Raw genomic sequence first — 17,178 nt, 5'->3', positions numbered from 1 at the left:
ATCATCAATTCCACATTCAGGCAACAAAAGGCCTTTGCTTCTGTATTTGCCGTCTGCGGCAGAGCCAAATAAGGATATGAGAAAACAGGCGCAGATCCAATTAGCCGGTTTTGAACGAAAAATGCTTGTAAATGGATCAGGCGAACAGATTTTCCACAGGTATTGCAGCAGCTTTCAAGGATTCAGCCGGGGCATTTTCACAACGGAGCGGTTCATGTGGGGAACAAAACCGTACTGTACATGGGATCTGTATAGCGTAAAACCCGCAAATGCAATAAGCGAAAAAGCGTCCGGTCAAACGTATCCTGACGCTTTTTCGCTTAACTTTCTTTCATCCCGGCCGTTTTTTCCTTACTCCTGACCATTCACAATAAACATCGCATCCCCAAAGGAGAAGAAACGATACCGCTCCCGGATGGCCTCCTCATAAGCATTCAGGATATGCTCTCTTCCGGCCAGAGCGCTGACCAGCATTACCAAAGTAGATTCCGGCAGATGGAAATTGGTGATCAGGGCATCCAGGATTTTAAAACGGTAGCCCGGATAAATGAAAATATCGGTCCAGCCTGTTTTTGCCTGCAAAATGCCGTCCTCGGTAGAAGCAGATTCCACGGTACGGCAGCTGGTAGTGCCCACGCAGATCACTCTTCCTCCCGCTGCTTTAGTGTCATTCACCTTTTTAGCCTCTGATTCCTCTACCACATAAAACTCAGAATGCATATGGTGATCAAGGACATTTTCCACCTTAACCGGACGGAAGGTGCCAAGGCCCACATGAAGGGTCACATGAGCAATCTTAACTCCCATATCCTCAATCTGCTTTAACAGCTCCTTTGTAAAATGGAGTCCTGCTGTGGGAGCCGCCGCAGAACCCTCGTGAACTGCATATACCGTCTGATAGCGGTTTTTATCCTTTAACTGATGGGTGATATAGGGCGGAAGGGGCATCTGTCCCAGCTGGTCTAAAATTTCCTCAAAAATGCCCTCATAGGAAAACTGAATCAGGCGGTTTCCGTCATCTACAGTCTCCAAAACCGTTCCTGTAAGAAGCCCGTCTCCAAAGTCAATGACCGTTCCCGGCTTTGCCTTCTTCCCCGGTTTTACCAGAGTTTCCCAAATATCATTCTCCCTTCTTTTTAACAGAAGAAGTTCTATTTTTGCCCCCGTATCCTTCTTTACGCCAAACAATCGGGCAGGAATAACCTTGGTGTCATTGACCACCAGACAGTCTCCGGGACGGAGATAATTTACAATATCCTTAAATACTCTGTGTTCAATCGCCCCTGTGTTCTTATCCAGCACCAGAAGCCTTGATGAAGATCTGTCCTCTAAGGGATCCTGAGCGATCAGCTCCTGAGGCAGATCAAAATAAAAATCCTTTACATCCATGATCGTTTTTCCTCCAAACGGCGCAGTATGCGCCTGTGTTTTATTCTATACTGACTGAAGCCTCGGACTCGCTCTGGCTTTCCTGAACCGTCTGCTCCGGTGCTGTTTCTTCACCTGAACTCTGTGTATCTGCCTCTGCTTCAGCTTCTCCTGATCCGGCTTCTTCCGCTGCTTCCTGAGATTCCGGACTGTCCGTGGAAATTCCTCCCTCCAAAATCTGTACCTGGCTGTCAGAGCCTTCCTGTGCGCTGTCATCTCCTGTGACGATCGCGCCGTTGCTTAAGCCCTTATAAACGCCTGCTAAAAGCGTATCGGACTCTATGGCCTCTTTTAATTTTGCCTTTACCTGCCGATTGAGGAGCCGTACCCCCTCAGTCCGGTTCTGCTCTGCCACATAATCGGCTTCCTCGCCAATGACATTTTCCCGGATTTTATAGCTTCCGCTCTCATCCTTTGCCACGTAGCACCACATGATGCCCGGAGCCAGGGTATCAACCCGGTTAAACTTCACATCATAGGTCACATAAACCACAAAGGAATCCTCTGTAAGCCCCTTTCTGGTATAACAGGTCACATCCTGATAATCCTGCACATATACGGCTTCTTCCTTCAAGGCCTTTTTATAATAGTCCATGTTTCCGTCATCGGCCTTTCCAAAAACCTGATAGAGCGCAGCCGGATCCTGATCGATCTTTGCCTGAAAATAGGCTCCTACTACTTCGTTTACCTGCGGATAGGCATCCTTTTCCAGATCATACGCAGAAAAATCCGTCACTGTCTCTGCTTCTGAGCCGTTTTCTTCTGCCAATGAAGCTTCTGAAGGCTCATCCGCCTCTGCTGCCTCAGAGGTCTGCTCCTCTGTGCCGTGACTCACATCCTCGCCCAGAATCTCAATTACGCCATCCTGGTGTGTGCCGTCCTTCCCCGCAAAATGGGATATCATAAGAGAACCTGCAGCCAGGACTGCCAAAACCGCAGCTGCAGCAGCTCCCAGCTTTACATATCTGCTTTTATTATCTCCGGGCCCTTTATAGCTTGATTTCCATTTAACCCTGCGCTTCATCCTCTGACCTCCGTTTCAGGCCCCATAAAGGCCGTATCTCCGCTCTATTCTAGCAAAAAGGGATTCAAATTGCAACAGAAAAACCAGGAGGACACGCCCCCTGGTTTCTCTGTGTAATGCAGAATAAGGTATCAAAAATGCGTCTGATAGGAATCGAACCTACGCACGCGGCTCCGGAGGCCACTGCTCTATCCACTGAGCTACAGACGCATCTCTATTATATTACTATACTTTTTAAAAAACTGCAACTACTTTTTTTATTTCCAATCTTGTTTTCCGATCTTTTTTATCTCTTTTCCAATGAATTACCATTTTTTTCCTTGACATACGAAAAAATTATGCTAAAATGGCATTTGTTGCTCATATATTACAAAAGTGTTAAATATTATTATTATTGTGTTAAGCATTGATTGCAATTATGAACGCATGGAGGTTATTTTATAATGAAGATACGACATTTACTCACCGGACTGGCAATAATGGTTTCCTTTATGGCTGCCTCTGCCTTCACTGCTCTGGCAGCTCCTGCAAAGGGCCGCTTTGAAGAAGTGACTGAGCACGCCATCACCGGCTGGGCCTATGACAGCGATGAGCCAGATGAGGCGCTGAATGTAAATATTACGATCAAAAATGAAGAAACAGGAAAAGAAGTCTTAAATCAATCCGTAAAGGCCGGAGAATTCCGCCAGGAGCTGCTCGATGACGATAAAGGCAACGGAAATCATGGCTTTACTCTGAATGTGGACTGGCCCTCCTTCAGCGACGGCTCCTATATCATCGAGGCTACGGTAGACGGACGCACTTTTTCCAACACAAGAACCTACACCTATGGAAATTCGGATACGGCAAAGGAAGAAGCCGATTCTAAAGCCTCCTCTTCTGTCCGCTCTCTGGGAATCTTTAAGACCACTGGCTACTGCCCCTGCAAAAGCTGTTCCGGCGGCTGGGGCCGTCATACCAGTACAGGCGCCGTGGCTACTGCCGGGCATACCATTGCAGTCGACCCTTCTGTGGTACCCTACGGCTCCAAAATCATGATCAACGGCGTCGTATATACCGCAGAAGACAAAGGTGGCGGAGTCCGGGGCCACCACATTGATATTTTCTACGATACACATTCCGAATCCAAGCATCACGGCGTTCAGAATACAGAAGTTTTTCTGGTAGCAGCATAACCCATATCAGACCACTCACTCACAAAAACAGCAGGCTTATCTGAGAAATACTCCCAGATCAGCCTGCTGTTTTTTCTGTTATTTAATTTTCCATAAGCTCTGCTCCGTGATAAAAGAAGTCCAGAATATCCTTATAAGTTTTTCCTGATTTTGCCATAGACTGAGCGCCGTTCTGGCTCATCCCCACTCCATGTCCGTAGCCTCCTCCATAGATGCGGAAAAATATGCTCCCGTCCTCCTCTGTTATTTTATCAACAGAGATAAATGCACTTGGCAGAGACGCTGCGTTCATCTTAGAACCATCCTGTCTGCGGATGGCATTTTCTTCATTTCCAAGAAAGGTACGAATGGCACTCTGTCCCTTGATCCGAACCGTATCCTGATCTCCCTTTACAGTGAGCTCAGAAGCAATGCCTCCTAATCCTCTTGCGGACACTGTCAAATCCTGGATCGTTCCTGCCTCAGGCGCTTTGGCTGCGATCTGTTCTGCCGTGATCTCCGTCTGCCAGCGGAACATTGGATACTCTGCATCATAGGATGTAATATTTCTGGAACGGATATACGCATCAAAGGTATCGTTATCCTCCATCGTAAGCTCCCTGGCTCCATTTTTAATCTGCATGGATCTGAGATAAGGAAGATTCTCTCCTGTATTCCCCCATACGCTTCCATCCGCCCCATGACCGCAGGAGGTGGAATAGTAAAAGGCGTCAATGGGTTCTCCATCAAAGGTAAGCAGCTGTCCATATGTTTCATCCACCGCCTGATCGGTACGTTCATTGGTCTGGGTATTATTGTAAACCTGAAAACTGGTGCTGTCATCTACGTGAGCACCGTACGCTCCGTATGTATTTCCCTGAATCTGACGGTAAGCATAGGTTCTGGCACAGACTGCCTGGGTCTTTAAGGCTTCCTTTTCATAGGAAGCAGGCATTTCGCTGGGAACTACCTTTTTAAGATAATCCTCCAGATACAGCTCATTGATCAAAACCAGACCTTCCTCTTCTTTTTTAATTTCCAGCGAACCGCTGTATACGGGCTGTCCCTGTGCCCGCTCCAGGGAGCAGATCGTAATTCCCTCTTCCTTTTCCGGGATAATGGTCATACGGCCGTGTTTCAGCCGTTCATCCTCCGCCGTGAGGGTAAGCACCTCCCCCTTTTTCAGGGTACTCTCCTTGCTGTCTCCGTCATCATTTTTGCAGACCAGTCTGGCGTCACAGTTTAACTCAAGCTCTGCCTTTTTATGGAAAAGATTTTTAAAGCCCGTATCCATCAAAAGGACTCGAATGGTCCTGGCGTCAAAAGGCCTCTCTAAAAGGGCTGCGCAAAGCTTTCCATCTGCTGCCACAAACTCCTGAAGATCATAACCTACCAGAATGTCTGCGGCTCCCAGAACACTAAATTCCCCGAACAGCTTATATACGTAAAAATTTTCATCCAGAGGAATGGTCCCGTATCCTTCAATCTCTACCGTATCTTCTGTAACCGAAAGGATTTTTCCGTGAATCCGTTCCTTTTTCACCGTTACCCGGCTGAGACGGCCATGCTCCACATAGAGATCTGCCAGATTGGGAGCCAGACGGCCTTCTGTCTTTTTCGCTTCCTCCGCCAGCTTTCCTTCTGCCTTAAACTCTCTGGACGCCGCTCCCATATAAGCCTTAAACACGCCGTCCTTTACCTCAGAAAGCCATATATTGCGGTAGACCACACTGCCGTTTTTTACCGCCGTCACAGCGGCAATCTCATTTCCCCGAACCATAAACCGGATCTCATGGTCCAGCCAGGCATCCAGGGCCAGTCCCTGAAAGCCATACTCCCCCTCTGTGGTGTATGCAGTCCAGCTTGGCGCTCCCTGTATATTAGATGGAGTTCCATATAAAATGGCAGTGATTTCTTTTACATTTTCATCCGGGTCTGCCTCTTTTAAAATCTCTCTGTAAAGCTCCCACCACTGATCTGCCGGAAATGGCTTCTGTCTGTTTTTATCCTTTAAACCCACCTGCCGCTTTAAACGGCCTGAAAACTTTGCCGCTGTATAAGCTGCCTCCTGATAGGTAAACTCCTTTTGAGCGCTTTCCAGATCTGCCGGGGTCAGCTCCGGGTTTAAATATCCTCTCTCATAGAGCAGATCCATATATTTCACAAACCAGTTATCCTGTTCCTGCTCCGAAAACCAGGATTTTTCCCGCTGTTTTGCTTCGGCCTCACACTCTTTCCGGTCTGCAAGCGCCAAAGCCAGGGCTTTGGAAACCTCTGCCCGTGTGATGCCTTCCTTTTCCGGTTCTATCCGTACGATCACCACAATCAGCAGGATAATGACGCCAATGATACCGGCAATCCAGGCAATCATCTTATTTTTACCATTCATCCCATTATTCTCCTGATATAAAATAAAGCAGCGAGAATACCCCCGCTGCTTTTATCATCTGTGACCCCAAGGTGCCGGCTCTTACATATTGACGCCTAGCAATGCTAGGTGGGCAACCTCACTTAAGCTTCTGCCTTCCACTCGTACGGAGGCGTGACATCCGCTTAAAAATATTGGAATCCCTTTTGTCAAATGTAGGTTCAAAATTGGTAAGAAATCGAACACCCCAGGAATCACAAATCTGTCTCATTTATCATGGCATTATTATACCCCAAAGCGCTGTGTTTTTCAAGCTGATTTTTCAAAGTTTTCAGATCAGAGGCGCAAAAACAGCGTCCGTATATCCCCTTAAAGTTTCCGGAGATAATGTAACCTGAACACCCCTCTGACCGGCGCTGACTGTAATTTTATCGTAAAGCTGGGCTGTTTCCTCTATATAAGTAGGAAATTTCTTTTTCATGCCAATGGGTGAACAGCCGCCCCGGATATAACCGGTCACAGAAAGCATATCCTTTACATGGATCATTTCCACCTTCTTCTCTCCGGCTGCCTTTGCCGCTTTTTTAAGATCCAGCTCCTCATCTACAGGCAGGCAGCACACCAGATATCCTTTTTTCTCGCCTTTTAACACCAGTGTTTTATACATCGTATCATGGTCCACACCCATGAGATCGGCTGCATGGCTGCCGGAAAGATCATTTTCATCTACCTCATAGGTTCCCGTTTCAAATGAAATGCCTGCTGCCTCTAAAAGACGCATCACATTTGTCTTTACTGTCTCTTCTGCCTTTTTTGCCTTCACTGCTGATTCCTTCTCTCTTTACGTTCTGTTACCGTCTGGAATTTGCCTTTTCCACATGGATATTTTTGCCCCGAATCTTTGCATGGCTCATGGCCTTTAAAACATTCTCCGCATATTCTGCCGGAACATCCACAAAGGTGTAGCCGTCATACATATCAATGCTTCCCACCAGACGGCCGGGAATGCCGGATTCGCCTGCCACGGCTCCCAGGATATCTCCCGGAGTTACCCTCTGGGCCTTTCCAATATTGATAAACAGACGGGCCATATGCTCCCCGGCGCCATTGATTACATAATCTACCGCAGCGCGGTCGGTAGCGCCTTTGCGGTTTCCTCTGCTACCCCGGCTGCGTTCTCTTCCACGCCCTCTGCCGAAGCTGTCCAGATCGTCTAAGGATCTGGCGGGAAGATAATTGTCAATGATATCCTCATTATCATCGCCCATGGCCATTTTAAGAAGGGCTGCTGCCACATCCAGGGACGTATAGTCCTCCTCAATGAGCTTTTTCTCCAGGATATTTACCACTTTTGCCAGATCGCTGTCATTTAAAGTCTCCTGAACCTGATCTAAAATCTTCTCCGCCTTGATTTCCGTAATATCATTTAAAGACGGGATCGCCTGAGGGATGATCTTTGTCTTGCAGTAGCGCTGGATATCTCTGAGCTTGTAAACCTCTCTGCCCACAACCAGACTGAAGGCCTTTCCTTCTCTTCCCGCTCTTCCTGTACGGCCGATGCGGTGTACGTAATACTCGTCATCCTGAGGGATATCGTAATTAAATACTGCCTCTACATTTCCTACGTCAATACCTCTGGCCGCCACATCGGTTGCCACCAGAATATCGGTGCGTCCCTTGCGGAAGCTCTCCATGACACGGTCTCTCTGCACCTGTTTTAAATCTCCATGAAGGCCCTCTGCAAAGTATCCTCTTCCCTGAAGGGCCTGAACCAGCTCATCCACCTGGCGCTTGGTATTACAGAATACCACAGAAAGCTTCGGATCGTAAAGATCCAGAAGACGGCACATAACCTCTACCTTATTTTTCGGCTTTACTTCATAATAATACTGGGTCACCTTGGGAACGGTCAGTTCCTTTTTGATCACACGCACGGTAACAGGATCCGTCTGGAATTTTCTGGCAATTTCTGCAATCGCCTGGGGCATGGTTGCTGAAAACATCAGCGTCTGACGCTCTTCGGGAAGCTGGCTTAAGATTGTCTCCATATCCTCTAAAAAGCCCATATTTAACATCTCGTCCGCCTCATCCAGTACAACGGTATGCACATGGTCTGTTTTCACGGTTTTGCGGCGCATATGGTCCATCACGCGGCCCGGTGTTCCCACTACGATCTGGGTACCGTCTTTTAAAGCCCGGATCTGGCGCACAATGTCCTGTCCTCCATAAATAGGCAGAACCTTAACGCCGTGCATAAACTTGGCAAAACGGCGCAGCTCCTCTGCCACCTGGATTGCAAGCTCTCTGGTAGGCAAAAGCACAATTGCCTGAAGTTTCTTCACCTTTGGATCAACCTTCTGAAGAAGGGGGAGGCCAAAAGCTGCCGTCTTTCCCGTACCCGTCTGAGCCTGGCCGATCATATCTCTGCCCTCTAACACAACCGGGATCGCCTGAGCCTGGATGGGAGAAGCCTCCTCAAAGCCCATCTCCGTAATGGCGCGGATAATCCGCTCGTCTAACTGTAACTCTTCAAATTTTACAATATCCATAAACTGCTGTTTTCCTCTTTCATTTATCAGTGTATATCGCAACAAAACGAGAGGTTGCCAGCCACGCTCGGCTTTTCATCCTCTCGCTTCGTACAGTGAATTACTATATCAGATTATGTTTGCTGTGTCAATGAAGAAGTCTTACAGACAAGAGCGGAACGGGATATTCTGAGGTGCTTCAAAGCAATCCTCAAAGCCACGGCGATGGTGATAATACATTTTATCCTTATCCTGCGGATATACATATTTTCCGCCTACCTGCCAGAAGAACGGGTGGAATTTATACTCATTTCTGTCTTTCTTAAAATCGTAAAGAAGACGGATCTCCTCACAGTCAGCCTGGAAGTTTGTCCAGACATCCCAGTGAATAGGAACTACTACCTTACACTTAAGATTCTCTGCCATACGCAGAATATCTGTTGAAGTCATCTTATCCTGCATGCCCACTGGATTTTCACCAAAGGATCCAAAAGCCACATCAATATCATGATCCTTTCCATGCTTTGCAAAATAAATGGAGAAATGTGAATCACCTGAATGATATATATTTCCTCCGGGAGTTTTTACCAGATAGTTAACTGCCTTCTCATCCATATCAGTAGGACATACTCCTGTCAGTTCTTCTCTGTCCGGTCCAGTCTTATCAGTTGTTACAATACAGGTACGATCAAAGGAATCCAGACATACAATTTCAATATCCTTAATCTTGATTACATCTCCCGGATGTACTACCTGACACCGTTCTGCAGGTACGCCCCAGCCAATCCAGGTATCAACTGATTTCTGAGGGCCAATAAACGGAACCGGAATTTCTTTTCCGTTTTCATCTGTCGTTGTCATACCGCTCTGAATCACATGAGCAGCCCATTCTGCCGACATATGATCCTGATGATAGTGTGTTGCTAAAACTGCATCAACCTGCTTGAATGCAAATGGATCAATTACAAAAGGAACGTTTCTTAAATTTGGCTGCATAGCACGGCCGCCGCACATATTGGCCATCTGATGTCCCGGCTTCATCTTACCGTCTCCATGGGTTCTCTTACCGTTTCCGCACCATAAATCAATTGTGATATTAGCTCCTCCCGGTGTTTTAAACCAGATTCCGGTACAGCCCAGCCACCACATAGCTACATTTCCGGGCTCGACAACCTCATTTTCAATATCCTCTACCAGCCAGGTTCCCCACTCAGGGAAAGTGCTCATAATCCAGCTTTCTCTTGTGATTTCATTCACTTTACTCATTGCGCATCGTCTCCTTTTTATATTGGGTGTGTCATCCGTTTTATCTGCTGTAAATCTGTCTGTACATCTGATTCATCTGCTCTCTGGCTTCCCTGTACAGCCCGGTATATGCTTCTGACGGAACATATATCCGTTCTTCACTGTTTTTCTTAAGCATCCTGAATGCCTCTTCCACAGATCTGTATACGCCCATTTCTGCTGCCGCTACCATAAATGCACCTCTTGCCGTTGCATCTGATTTTCCACGGCGCACGATTGGTGTTCCATATACATCGCTCTGGATCTGATTAAATGGTTCGCTGTTTGTAAGTCCTCCGTTGACACAGATTTCCGACAGTTCCACATATTTTTTCATGGCTTCAATTCCATTGCCGATTTCATAGCAGATTCCTTCCAGAAGGCCTCGAAGCATATCAGCACGTGTAGTTCCCAGGGTTATGTTTGAAAATACACCTCTGGCCTGACTGTTCCAGTCCGGAGTAGAACGTCCCTGGAAATATGGAAGACACAGACAGCCATGGGATCCCGGCGGAACAGATGCTATATCCCGGTTCAGCTCGTCATAGCTGCAGTTTCCGTAAAATTCTCTTTTAAACCAGTCAAATGCAGAACAGCATGTCAAAACACTGGATTCCAGAATATACTGACCCTTTACAGATGATACGTTGCAGATTACATCCTGCTCAAGATTGGATGGTACCTCATTTAATGCTGCAACAAGAAATCCTCCTGTTCCTGCTGTAACTGATAAAATTCCTTCTTTTACTACTCCCTGTCCGATAGCCCCGCACTGCTGGTCTCCACCTGCAGTGATCACAGGAACCCCTTCTGGGCATCCGGTGCGTTCCCGGAATGTTCCGGATGTATAACCACAGATACTTCCCGGCTCTATGAGGCGGCACAGCTTTTCCTCGTCTACTTCAAACAGTTCCAGAAGTTCCGGATCCCATTGACGCTTCCGTATATTCATAAGCAGAGACCGACTTCCATACGTATAATCTGTACATACTTCACCTGTCATACAGAATATGAGATAATCCGGAATTACCATAAATGTCCTTGTTTTGCTGTATACCTCTGGCAGTTCCCGGCGGATCCAGGTCATCTTGCTGGCAGAAAATACCGGATTCACCCTGGATCCGCAAAGCGAAAATACCTTGTCGTTTTTATCTCTGAGACTGTCGCAGATATCGCCTGTTCTTTTATCCTGCCACATAATAGCCGGACACAAAGGCTTAAATTCCCGGTCTACCGGAATAACAGATGAACGCTGGGATGTAATTGCAATGGCATCCACCCTCCATCCCTTTTCCTCTGTCTCCGCAGTGATTTCCCTGAGAATACCATATAAGGCATTTTCCCAGTCAGAAGCATCCTGCCAGACCCAGCCCTTTTCCCCGTAAGTAACCTGATAGAGCTGCTGCCTTTGTGTTAATGTTTCTCCATCCTGTGTAAACAGGATTCCCCTCATACTGGAGGTTCCAACATCTATTACAAGAATATTCATCCTGTTACGGCTTCCTTTCTTACTGCTCGGTTTTCGGTGTCAGGTTATCCTCAAATTCCTGCTCCAGCTGCCGTTCATATTCTCCCTTAAAAGTACCTGTCAGGAACCGTTTCATTCCTTCTTCCTGAAGGCGTTTCCATGAATACGTCTCTTTTTTAACCAGGATCGGGTAATAGAGGACTCCGTTATTTCTGGCTGCCGAACGGTCTCCCGGCGCATCCCCTACCATCAGAACGTGATCTGTCTGATAGCCCTTTTTTAACAGTTCATTGATACAAAACTGTTTGCTTCCTGCATCCTGAGAAAGCATCAGGTCAGTATGTCCAGCCAGCCCATGGGTCTGCCACTCCTCTGCCACAGCCTGTGCATTAGCGGAAGAGACAACAACAATATCTGCTTTTTCATGAATCATAGCCAGCGTTTCTTTTACTCCCTCAAAGGGCAGTTTTTCACTTTCCGGCAGGGCATCAATCTCCCGGTTTACAGCAGCCGACCAGTCAAAGGCCTTTTTTAAGATATCTCCGCCTCCTGCCTCAATGGCTGCCATCAGATTAGCCGGTGAAAGTTCCTTTGCAGTGTCTGTCCACTTTGCCAGATCCTCCAGCCCCTCAATTTTACATACATGCCCGTCCACCCAGCGCAGTACCGCCTCCAGCGCCTTAAAGCGGTTAATTCCTCTGGTCATCGTATACAGATTAACGTCATTCCAACGCTTCTCTGTTTCCTCTTTCCACTGCTCAAGCTTCCACTCCCGGATCATACATGGACCAAAGCAGCGAAAATGTTTCACATCCATTGTATCCATAGCACAGCCGTCAGAATCCACACAAACCAGATATTCTTTTTTTTTCACATATTTTTCTATTATGTTTGACATACTCACCTCTATTTGACAGTTCTTATCCCAACTGTCCTTATGATATTCCTTCCCATCTTTCCTTCAGGAAATGGGCTGCCATTTTAGGACTACGGTCGCGCGTAAACACTCCCTTTTTATTACCCCCAACGCGTTTGATATTCTCTGCTGTTGCAAAATCTGCAAAGTTCCATACATGTTCACCTGTTATATATGGAAGACTGTCAAAAACCTCACCATATGCCCGCAGGAAATCAACCTGATACTCTTCGCTGAATATACGGGCATTTATATCATGGAAACCGGCAATGGTATCTGCTCCGTATTCTCCCAGCATAATAGGTTTATCGGGACACCGCTTATGAAAGCCCTCAAGCTCATCCTTTAAAAGAGCTGCTGCTCCTCTGAGATTTCCCTCCGTATCATACCAGCCGCGATAGCGGTTGATGATCAAAAGATCACAGATTTCAGCCACCTTGCAGCTGACAGGGTTAGAACCTTCATATGTAACCAGTGTAGCCGGACGTTTCTGTTCATCCAATTCCCGAACAAGATTTAACAATGGTTCGAAATATTCCTTTGCTCCGTCCTCCTGGCTGGCAGGCTCATTTGCAACACTCCAGATAATAACACAGGGATGATTTTTATCTCTCTGAACCATATCACGCAGAACCTGACGGTGATGCTCAGCCGTCTTAAAAAGCTTCCATGTTCCGTTGGGATTGCCTCCCAGAAGTCCTGTAGCCGTGAAGCCGGCGTTCAGTCCTACCGCAGGAGCCTCATCAATGACTAAAATTCCTTCTCTGTCACAAAGCTGAAGCATCTCTTCACAATATGGATAATGACTGGTACGGAAAGAGTTGGCACCGATCCATTTTAACAAACCAATATCCTTTACATTGTATGCCATATCAAAGCCGCGTCCGTGAACAGGTGAATCTTCATGTTTTCCAAATCCCTTTAAATATACCGGCTTACCGTTTAAATGAATCCGGCAGTCACGAATCGATACCTCCCTGAATCCGAACACTTCAGTGTATGTATCCTTTTCTCCGTCACTTCCTGTAAGAGTAACCTCCAGACTGTATAAAACCGGATGTCCGGGTTCCCACAGCTGTACCTGATCAATCCGTCCTGTTCCTTTAAAGCCCTCGCCCGCTGCAACTTCATTTCCCGCAGCATCCAAAAGACGTACAGATACTGTTCCCTCTCCATTTGCCTTTACATCCCAGTAAAAGCTTCCGTCCATTTTTCCGTAAATACTGATATCTTCAATGTATGATTCAGGAGCAGTATAAAGGCAGACAGGACGCATAATTCCGGAATAATTGTAAAAATCAAAATTAGGAAGGTTATGAATCTCTTCCGGCAGCCCCGGAAACTTCTGATGCACCATACGGCCTGCCGGCAGCGTTGTTTCATCTACTATATTATTTACAATTACTTCCAGTTCGTTTTCCCCTGCTCTGGCCGCCTCCGTAATTTCAAAGGAAAATGGAAGAAAACCGCCAGAGTGTTTTCCAAGACAAGTTCCATTCAGCCATACCTCTGCCTTATGAGTTACACTTCCAAACCGAAGAAACAGACGTTTTTCCAGCATCCGGGAACTTACTGTGAACGTTCTTCTGTAATACAGATTTCCTACATGATCTGCAAAATCGCGGCCAGTGTAGATATCATTATAAGAAGAAGGTACCGGCATAGGCATAATTTCCCCCTTTGCCTCCCCATTCATAAGACAAAAATCCCATACTCCATTTAAATCAAAAACCATTCTGCTTTCTGTCATTTTCGGATACAGCATAAATATTCCTCTCTTTCATTAGAATAGCAAAGGGGAAGGGGCATACCACCCCTCCCCCGATTCATTCTGCTTAATTACTTGCCTGCCTTATCCTTCATCATCTGAGTACCATTTTTCATCATGGAATCAATTACGTTATCAAGGCTTTCTGTTCCTAATAAGAATTTAGCACTTTCATCTGTCATCATAGCTGCTAACTCCTTATTGTAAGAAGGAACATTTGCATACAGATTATCCTTCCAAGCCGGATTGTTAATTACGTTCTTTAATGCTTCTACATCTACATACTTAGGATCTTCGATCTGCATATTAACGAATTCCATCTTATCGATTCCCTTTTCTGCAGAAACACTGATGCCACGGATACGCATACCCTCTGTGGTATAGAAACGGATGTAGTCATAAGCTTCCTGAGGATGCTTGGATGTCTTGCTGATGCTGTAGAAATGGGACTCTGTATAGGTAGTTCCTGGCTCTGCATCTTCCCATGCAGGAATTGGTGCAAAGGTAGTTACAAACTCGTGAGGATACTTATCCTGGTCATCCAGCTCAGGAATCATGAAGCTTCCGATTGGCAGCATTGCGATCTGTCCGTTGAAGAACTTATCACGGTAGTTCATGTTCATAGACTTAACGTCTGCATAAGGAACCTGGCACTTATCTTCATTTTCCATATCGTAACGGAACTGCAGCCACTCTTTAAACATTGGATGATCAAAGTTTACAGCCGTCATATCAGCATTGAACATTGGGTTGTCCGGATAGTTGGACCACATTCCCATGTAGTTATAATGATCCCAGGAATGGAAATAGGAACCATAGCGCTTACTTGCGCCTTCACCCTGTGTCATCTTGTTGGCATAGTCACGATAATCTGCCCATGTCCAGTCAAGCTCCGGAACAGGAAGACCAGCCTCATCCAGATAGTTCTTATTAATCAGTACAAACCATGACTTCAGATCTCCAGGAATTCCATACATCTTTCCGTCAACCTTCTGTACGATAGCATATGCGTCCTCAGGTTTTACACCTTCCTTCTCAAAGAACTCTTCCAGAGGCAGATATGCGCCGGATGCTGCTCTCTGAGCATGCTCCGGGAATGCAGATGCCATCAGGATATCCATTTCCTCGCCGCCCATTACCATCATATCTACCTTTTTGTAGTACTCTGCTGCAGTCATATCACCATAGTAGTCATATGTAATGGTTACATTAGGATGCTCTTTTGTGTAAGCCTCTGCTACCTTCTTATCCAGTTCCTTGTTAGCTGTCTGCCAGGAAACAAAGCGCAGATTAACCTGCTCACCTTCCTTGGCAGCCTCTGTGCTGCCGCCCTGAGCACTCTCTGCAGGAGCTGCTGATTCCTTTTTAGCTCCGCCGCCGCATCCTGTCAGCATTCCTGCTGTCATGGCTGCTGCCATCATGGCTGCAAAAAACCGTTTGCTTTTTTTCATTTTAAAAACCCTCCTTAAATTATATATATAATACATTTGTTAACCCTTTACTGCTCCTGTAGCAATTCCGTCTACTACAAACCGCTGACAGAACAGGAACACAATGATCAATGGCAGAATTGCGGAAACTGCCGCAGCCATGATCAGAGAATAATAACTTCCTGATTCAGAAGCAAACTGCTTCATACCAAGCTGGATCGTATAAAGTGCACGGTTGTTTAAGAATACCAAGGGAGCCTGGTAATCATTCCATGTCCATACGAATTTCAGGGTTGCCAGTGTAGCCAGAGATGGCTTGATCATAGGCATAATAATCCTGAAAAAGATAGTTACATGACCTGCACCATCAATCATGGCTGACTCAGACAGGGATTCAGGAATAGCAAGCATTGCCTGACGAAGCAGGAACACGCCGTATACACTGAACGCCAGCATAAGGATCAGACCTGCATGAGAATTGTAAAGTCCGATCTCACGCATGATAATGAACTGTGAAACGATGGTAACCTGAGGCGGGATCATCATGGTTGCAAGGTAAGCCAGGAAGATTTTGTCACGTCCCTTAAATTTTACCTTAGAAAAGCCATAAGCGCCCAGAGCAGAAACAAATACCTGAAGAAAGGTTGCTCCCAGTGTTACCTTTATGGTATTTAAGTAATACAGTCCAAAGTTATAGGTACCTCCCCAAACTTCTTTCATATTTTCCACCAGATTCCAACGGGGAGGAATCCACTGAATAGGGAAGTTAAATACATCCGCCTCTACCTTACAGGCAGTAGACATCATCCAGATCAGAGGCAGCACCATGGAAATACCCACTGCCCAGAAAATAGCTGTCAGGATTACTTTTGTAATATTGAGTTTTTTCACCTGTATGCCCCTCCTTACTCATTTGAAAACTTTGCCTGCATCTTCCACTAAACCAGTGTAACAATGAATACCAGTACGAAAAGCGCCCATGCCAGGGTATTGGCATAACCCATTTCAAAGTAATCGAAAGCAGTGCGGTATACATAGTAAGCCATAACGGAGCTGGAGCTTCCAGGACCGCCCTGGGTCAGTACACTGATCTGATCGAATACCTTGAAGGAACCGATGATACCCATAATTGTAAGGAAGAAGGTTGTAGGGGAAATCAGCGGCACTGTCAATGAAAAGAACTGACGGATCGAAGACGCACCATCTACCTTTGCAGCTTCATACACATCCTCTGGAAGTCCCTTTAAACCTGCCAGGAATACGATAGAATAGTATCCAACCTGCTGCCATACATATATGATCATGATCGATGGAAGAGACCACTTGAAGTCAGCCAGCCAGCCTGGAGGATTTGCGATTCCGATGGAACGGAAAAATTCATTAACTGGTCCGTAGCTAGGCTGTAAAAGAACCATCCACACCGTACATACAGCAACAACACTGGCGATATAAGGAATGAAGATCATGGTACGCACTACACCGCCGCCATAAATGTACTTGTTGATAATAGTAGCCATTACAAGTCCCAGTGCGATCAGAACAGGCACTGTTACTGCAGTAAATATAATGTTGTTCTTGTAGGAATTAAGGAACCACTCATCTGAGAAGAGACGGATATAGTTTGCAAGACCATTAAATTTGATTCCCTCTATACCTTCCATAAAGTTCCAGCTTGTAAAGCTCAGGCACAGGGAGATTACTACAGGAATAAAGGTAAAAATCAAAAATCCCAAAAGACTGGGAAGAATAAATCCCATACCTGTAAAAAAGTCCTTGCGCGCTTTCTTTGATCCTTTTGTATTCATAGGTT

The 17,178-nt window shown here is 46.1% G+C and carries 13 protein-coding genes, 1 tRNA gene and 1 other RNA gene; 1 reads left to right on the top strand and 14 read right to left on the bottom strand.

Annotated features, from left to right (window positions below):
• Positions 1–351: 351 nt before the first annotated feature.
• The 3 genes from queA to ACZM6M_RS03295 form a co-directional block, all read right to left on the bottom strand.
• Positions 352–1,389, bottom strand: coding sequence for a tRNA preQ1(34) S-adenosylmethionine ribosyltransferase-isomerase QueA (queA, locus tag ACZM6M_RS03305; RefSeq protein WP_337433982.1), 1,038 nt, complete (start codon positions 1,387–1,389; stop codon positions 352–354).
• A gap of 40 nt (positions 1,390–1,429) precedes the next feature.
• Positions 1,430–2,452 carry a hypothetical protein gene (locus tag ACZM6M_RS03300; RefSeq protein WP_418762070.1) on the bottom strand — a complete coding sequence of 341 codons (1,023 nt, stop codon included), beginning with the start codon at positions 2,450–2,452 and terminating at the stop codon, positions 1,430–1,432.
• A 138-nt stretch (positions 2,453–2,590) separates the two neighbouring features.
• Positions 2,591–2,662 (bottom strand) — tRNA-Arg (locus ACZM6M_RS03295).
• 233 nt (positions 2,663–2,895) lie between these two features.
• Here ACZM6M_RS03295 and ACZM6M_RS03290 point away from each other — a divergent pair.
• A complete protein-coding gene (locus ACZM6M_RS03290; RefSeq protein ID WP_337932101.1) occupies positions 2,896–3,627 on the top strand; it encodes a 3D domain-containing protein in 732 nt (243 codons plus the stop codon).
• Positions 3,628–3,709: 82 nt separating this feature from the next.
• Here ACZM6M_RS03290 and ACZM6M_RS03285 read toward each other — a convergent pair whose 3' ends face one another.
• From ACZM6M_RS03285 to ACZM6M_RS03235, 11 genes are all read right to left on the bottom strand, one after another.
• On the bottom strand, positions 3,710–5,995 hold the full coding sequence (locus tag ACZM6M_RS03285; protein WP_337932103.1) for a SpoIID/LytB domain-containing protein: 2,286 nt from the start codon (positions 5,993–5,995) through the stop codon (positions 3,710–3,712).
• A gap of 59 nt (positions 5,996–6,054) precedes the next feature.
• Positions 6,055–6,231, bottom strand: a non-coding RNA gene (ssrS, locus tag ACZM6M_RS03280) — 6S RNA.
• Positions 6,232–6,305: 74 nt separating this feature from the next.
• Positions 6,306–6,755 (bottom strand): Cys-tRNA(Pro) deacylase, encoded by a 450-nt coding sequence (gene ybaK / locus ACZM6M_RS03275; RefSeq protein WP_066550943.1) that lies wholly within the window; start codon positions 6,753–6,755, stop codon positions 6,306–6,308.
• A 70-nt stretch (positions 6,756–6,825) separates the two neighbouring features.
• Positions 6,826–8,523, bottom strand: a complete 1,698-nt coding sequence (locus tag ACZM6M_RS03270) for a DEAD/DEAH box helicase (protein ID WP_296037889.1) — start codon at positions 8,521–8,523, stop codon at positions 6,826–6,828.
• Between the two features lie 141 nt (positions 8,524–8,664).
• Positions 8,665–9,768 carry an L-ascorbate 6-phosphate lactonase gene (ulaG, locus tag ACZM6M_RS03265; protein ID WP_317438739.1) on the bottom strand — a complete coding sequence of 368 codons (1,104 nt, stop codon included), beginning with the start codon at positions 9,766–9,768 and terminating at the stop codon, positions 8,665–8,667.
• Between the two features lie 40 nt (positions 9,769–9,808).
• A complete protein-coding gene (locus tag ACZM6M_RS03260; protein WP_417301138.1) occupies positions 9,809–11,275 on the bottom strand; it encodes an FGGY-family carbohydrate kinase in 1,467 nt (488 codons plus the stop codon).
• A 19-nt stretch (positions 11,276–11,294) separates the two neighbouring features.
• Positions 11,295–12,152 (bottom strand): HAD family hydrolase, encoded by an 858-nt coding sequence (locus tag ACZM6M_RS03255; RefSeq protein ID WP_340277169.1) that lies wholly within the window; start codon positions 12,150–12,152, stop codon positions 11,295–11,297.
• Positions 12,153–12,189: 37 nt separating this feature from the next.
• Positions 12,190–13,935, bottom strand: a complete 1,746-nt coding sequence (gene uidA / locus ACZM6M_RS03250; protein ID WP_340277171.1) for a beta-glucuronidase — start codon at positions 13,933–13,935, stop codon at positions 12,190–12,192.
• Positions 13,936–14,009: 74 nt separating this feature from the next.
• The gene (locus ACZM6M_RS03245) at positions 14,010–15,389 is read right to left on the bottom strand and encodes an ABC transporter substrate-binding protein (RefSeq protein ID WP_066549543.1); all 1,380 of its coding nucleotides are present in this window, start codon (positions 15,387–15,389) and stop codon (positions 14,010–14,012) included.
• A 39-nt stretch (positions 15,390–15,428) separates the two neighbouring features.
• Positions 15,429–16,259: a carbohydrate ABC transporter permease gene (locus ACZM6M_RS03240; protein WP_242963016.1), complete on the bottom strand. Its 831-nt coding sequence runs from the start codon at positions 16,257–16,259 to the stop codon at positions 15,429–15,431.
• Positions 16,260–16,306: 47 nt separating this feature from the next.
• Positions 16,307–17,173, bottom strand: a complete 867-nt coding sequence (locus tag ACZM6M_RS03235; protein WP_489489692.1) for a carbohydrate ABC transporter permease — start codon at positions 17,171–17,173, stop codon at positions 16,307–16,309.
• Positions 17,174–17,178 lie beyond the last annotated feature (5 nt).

The sequence above is a fragment of the Enterocloster sp. genome (assembly GCF_057861365.1).
The sequence above is the reverse complement of the archived record's forward strand: the minus strand, read 5'-3'. Positions and strand labels throughout refer to the sequence as shown.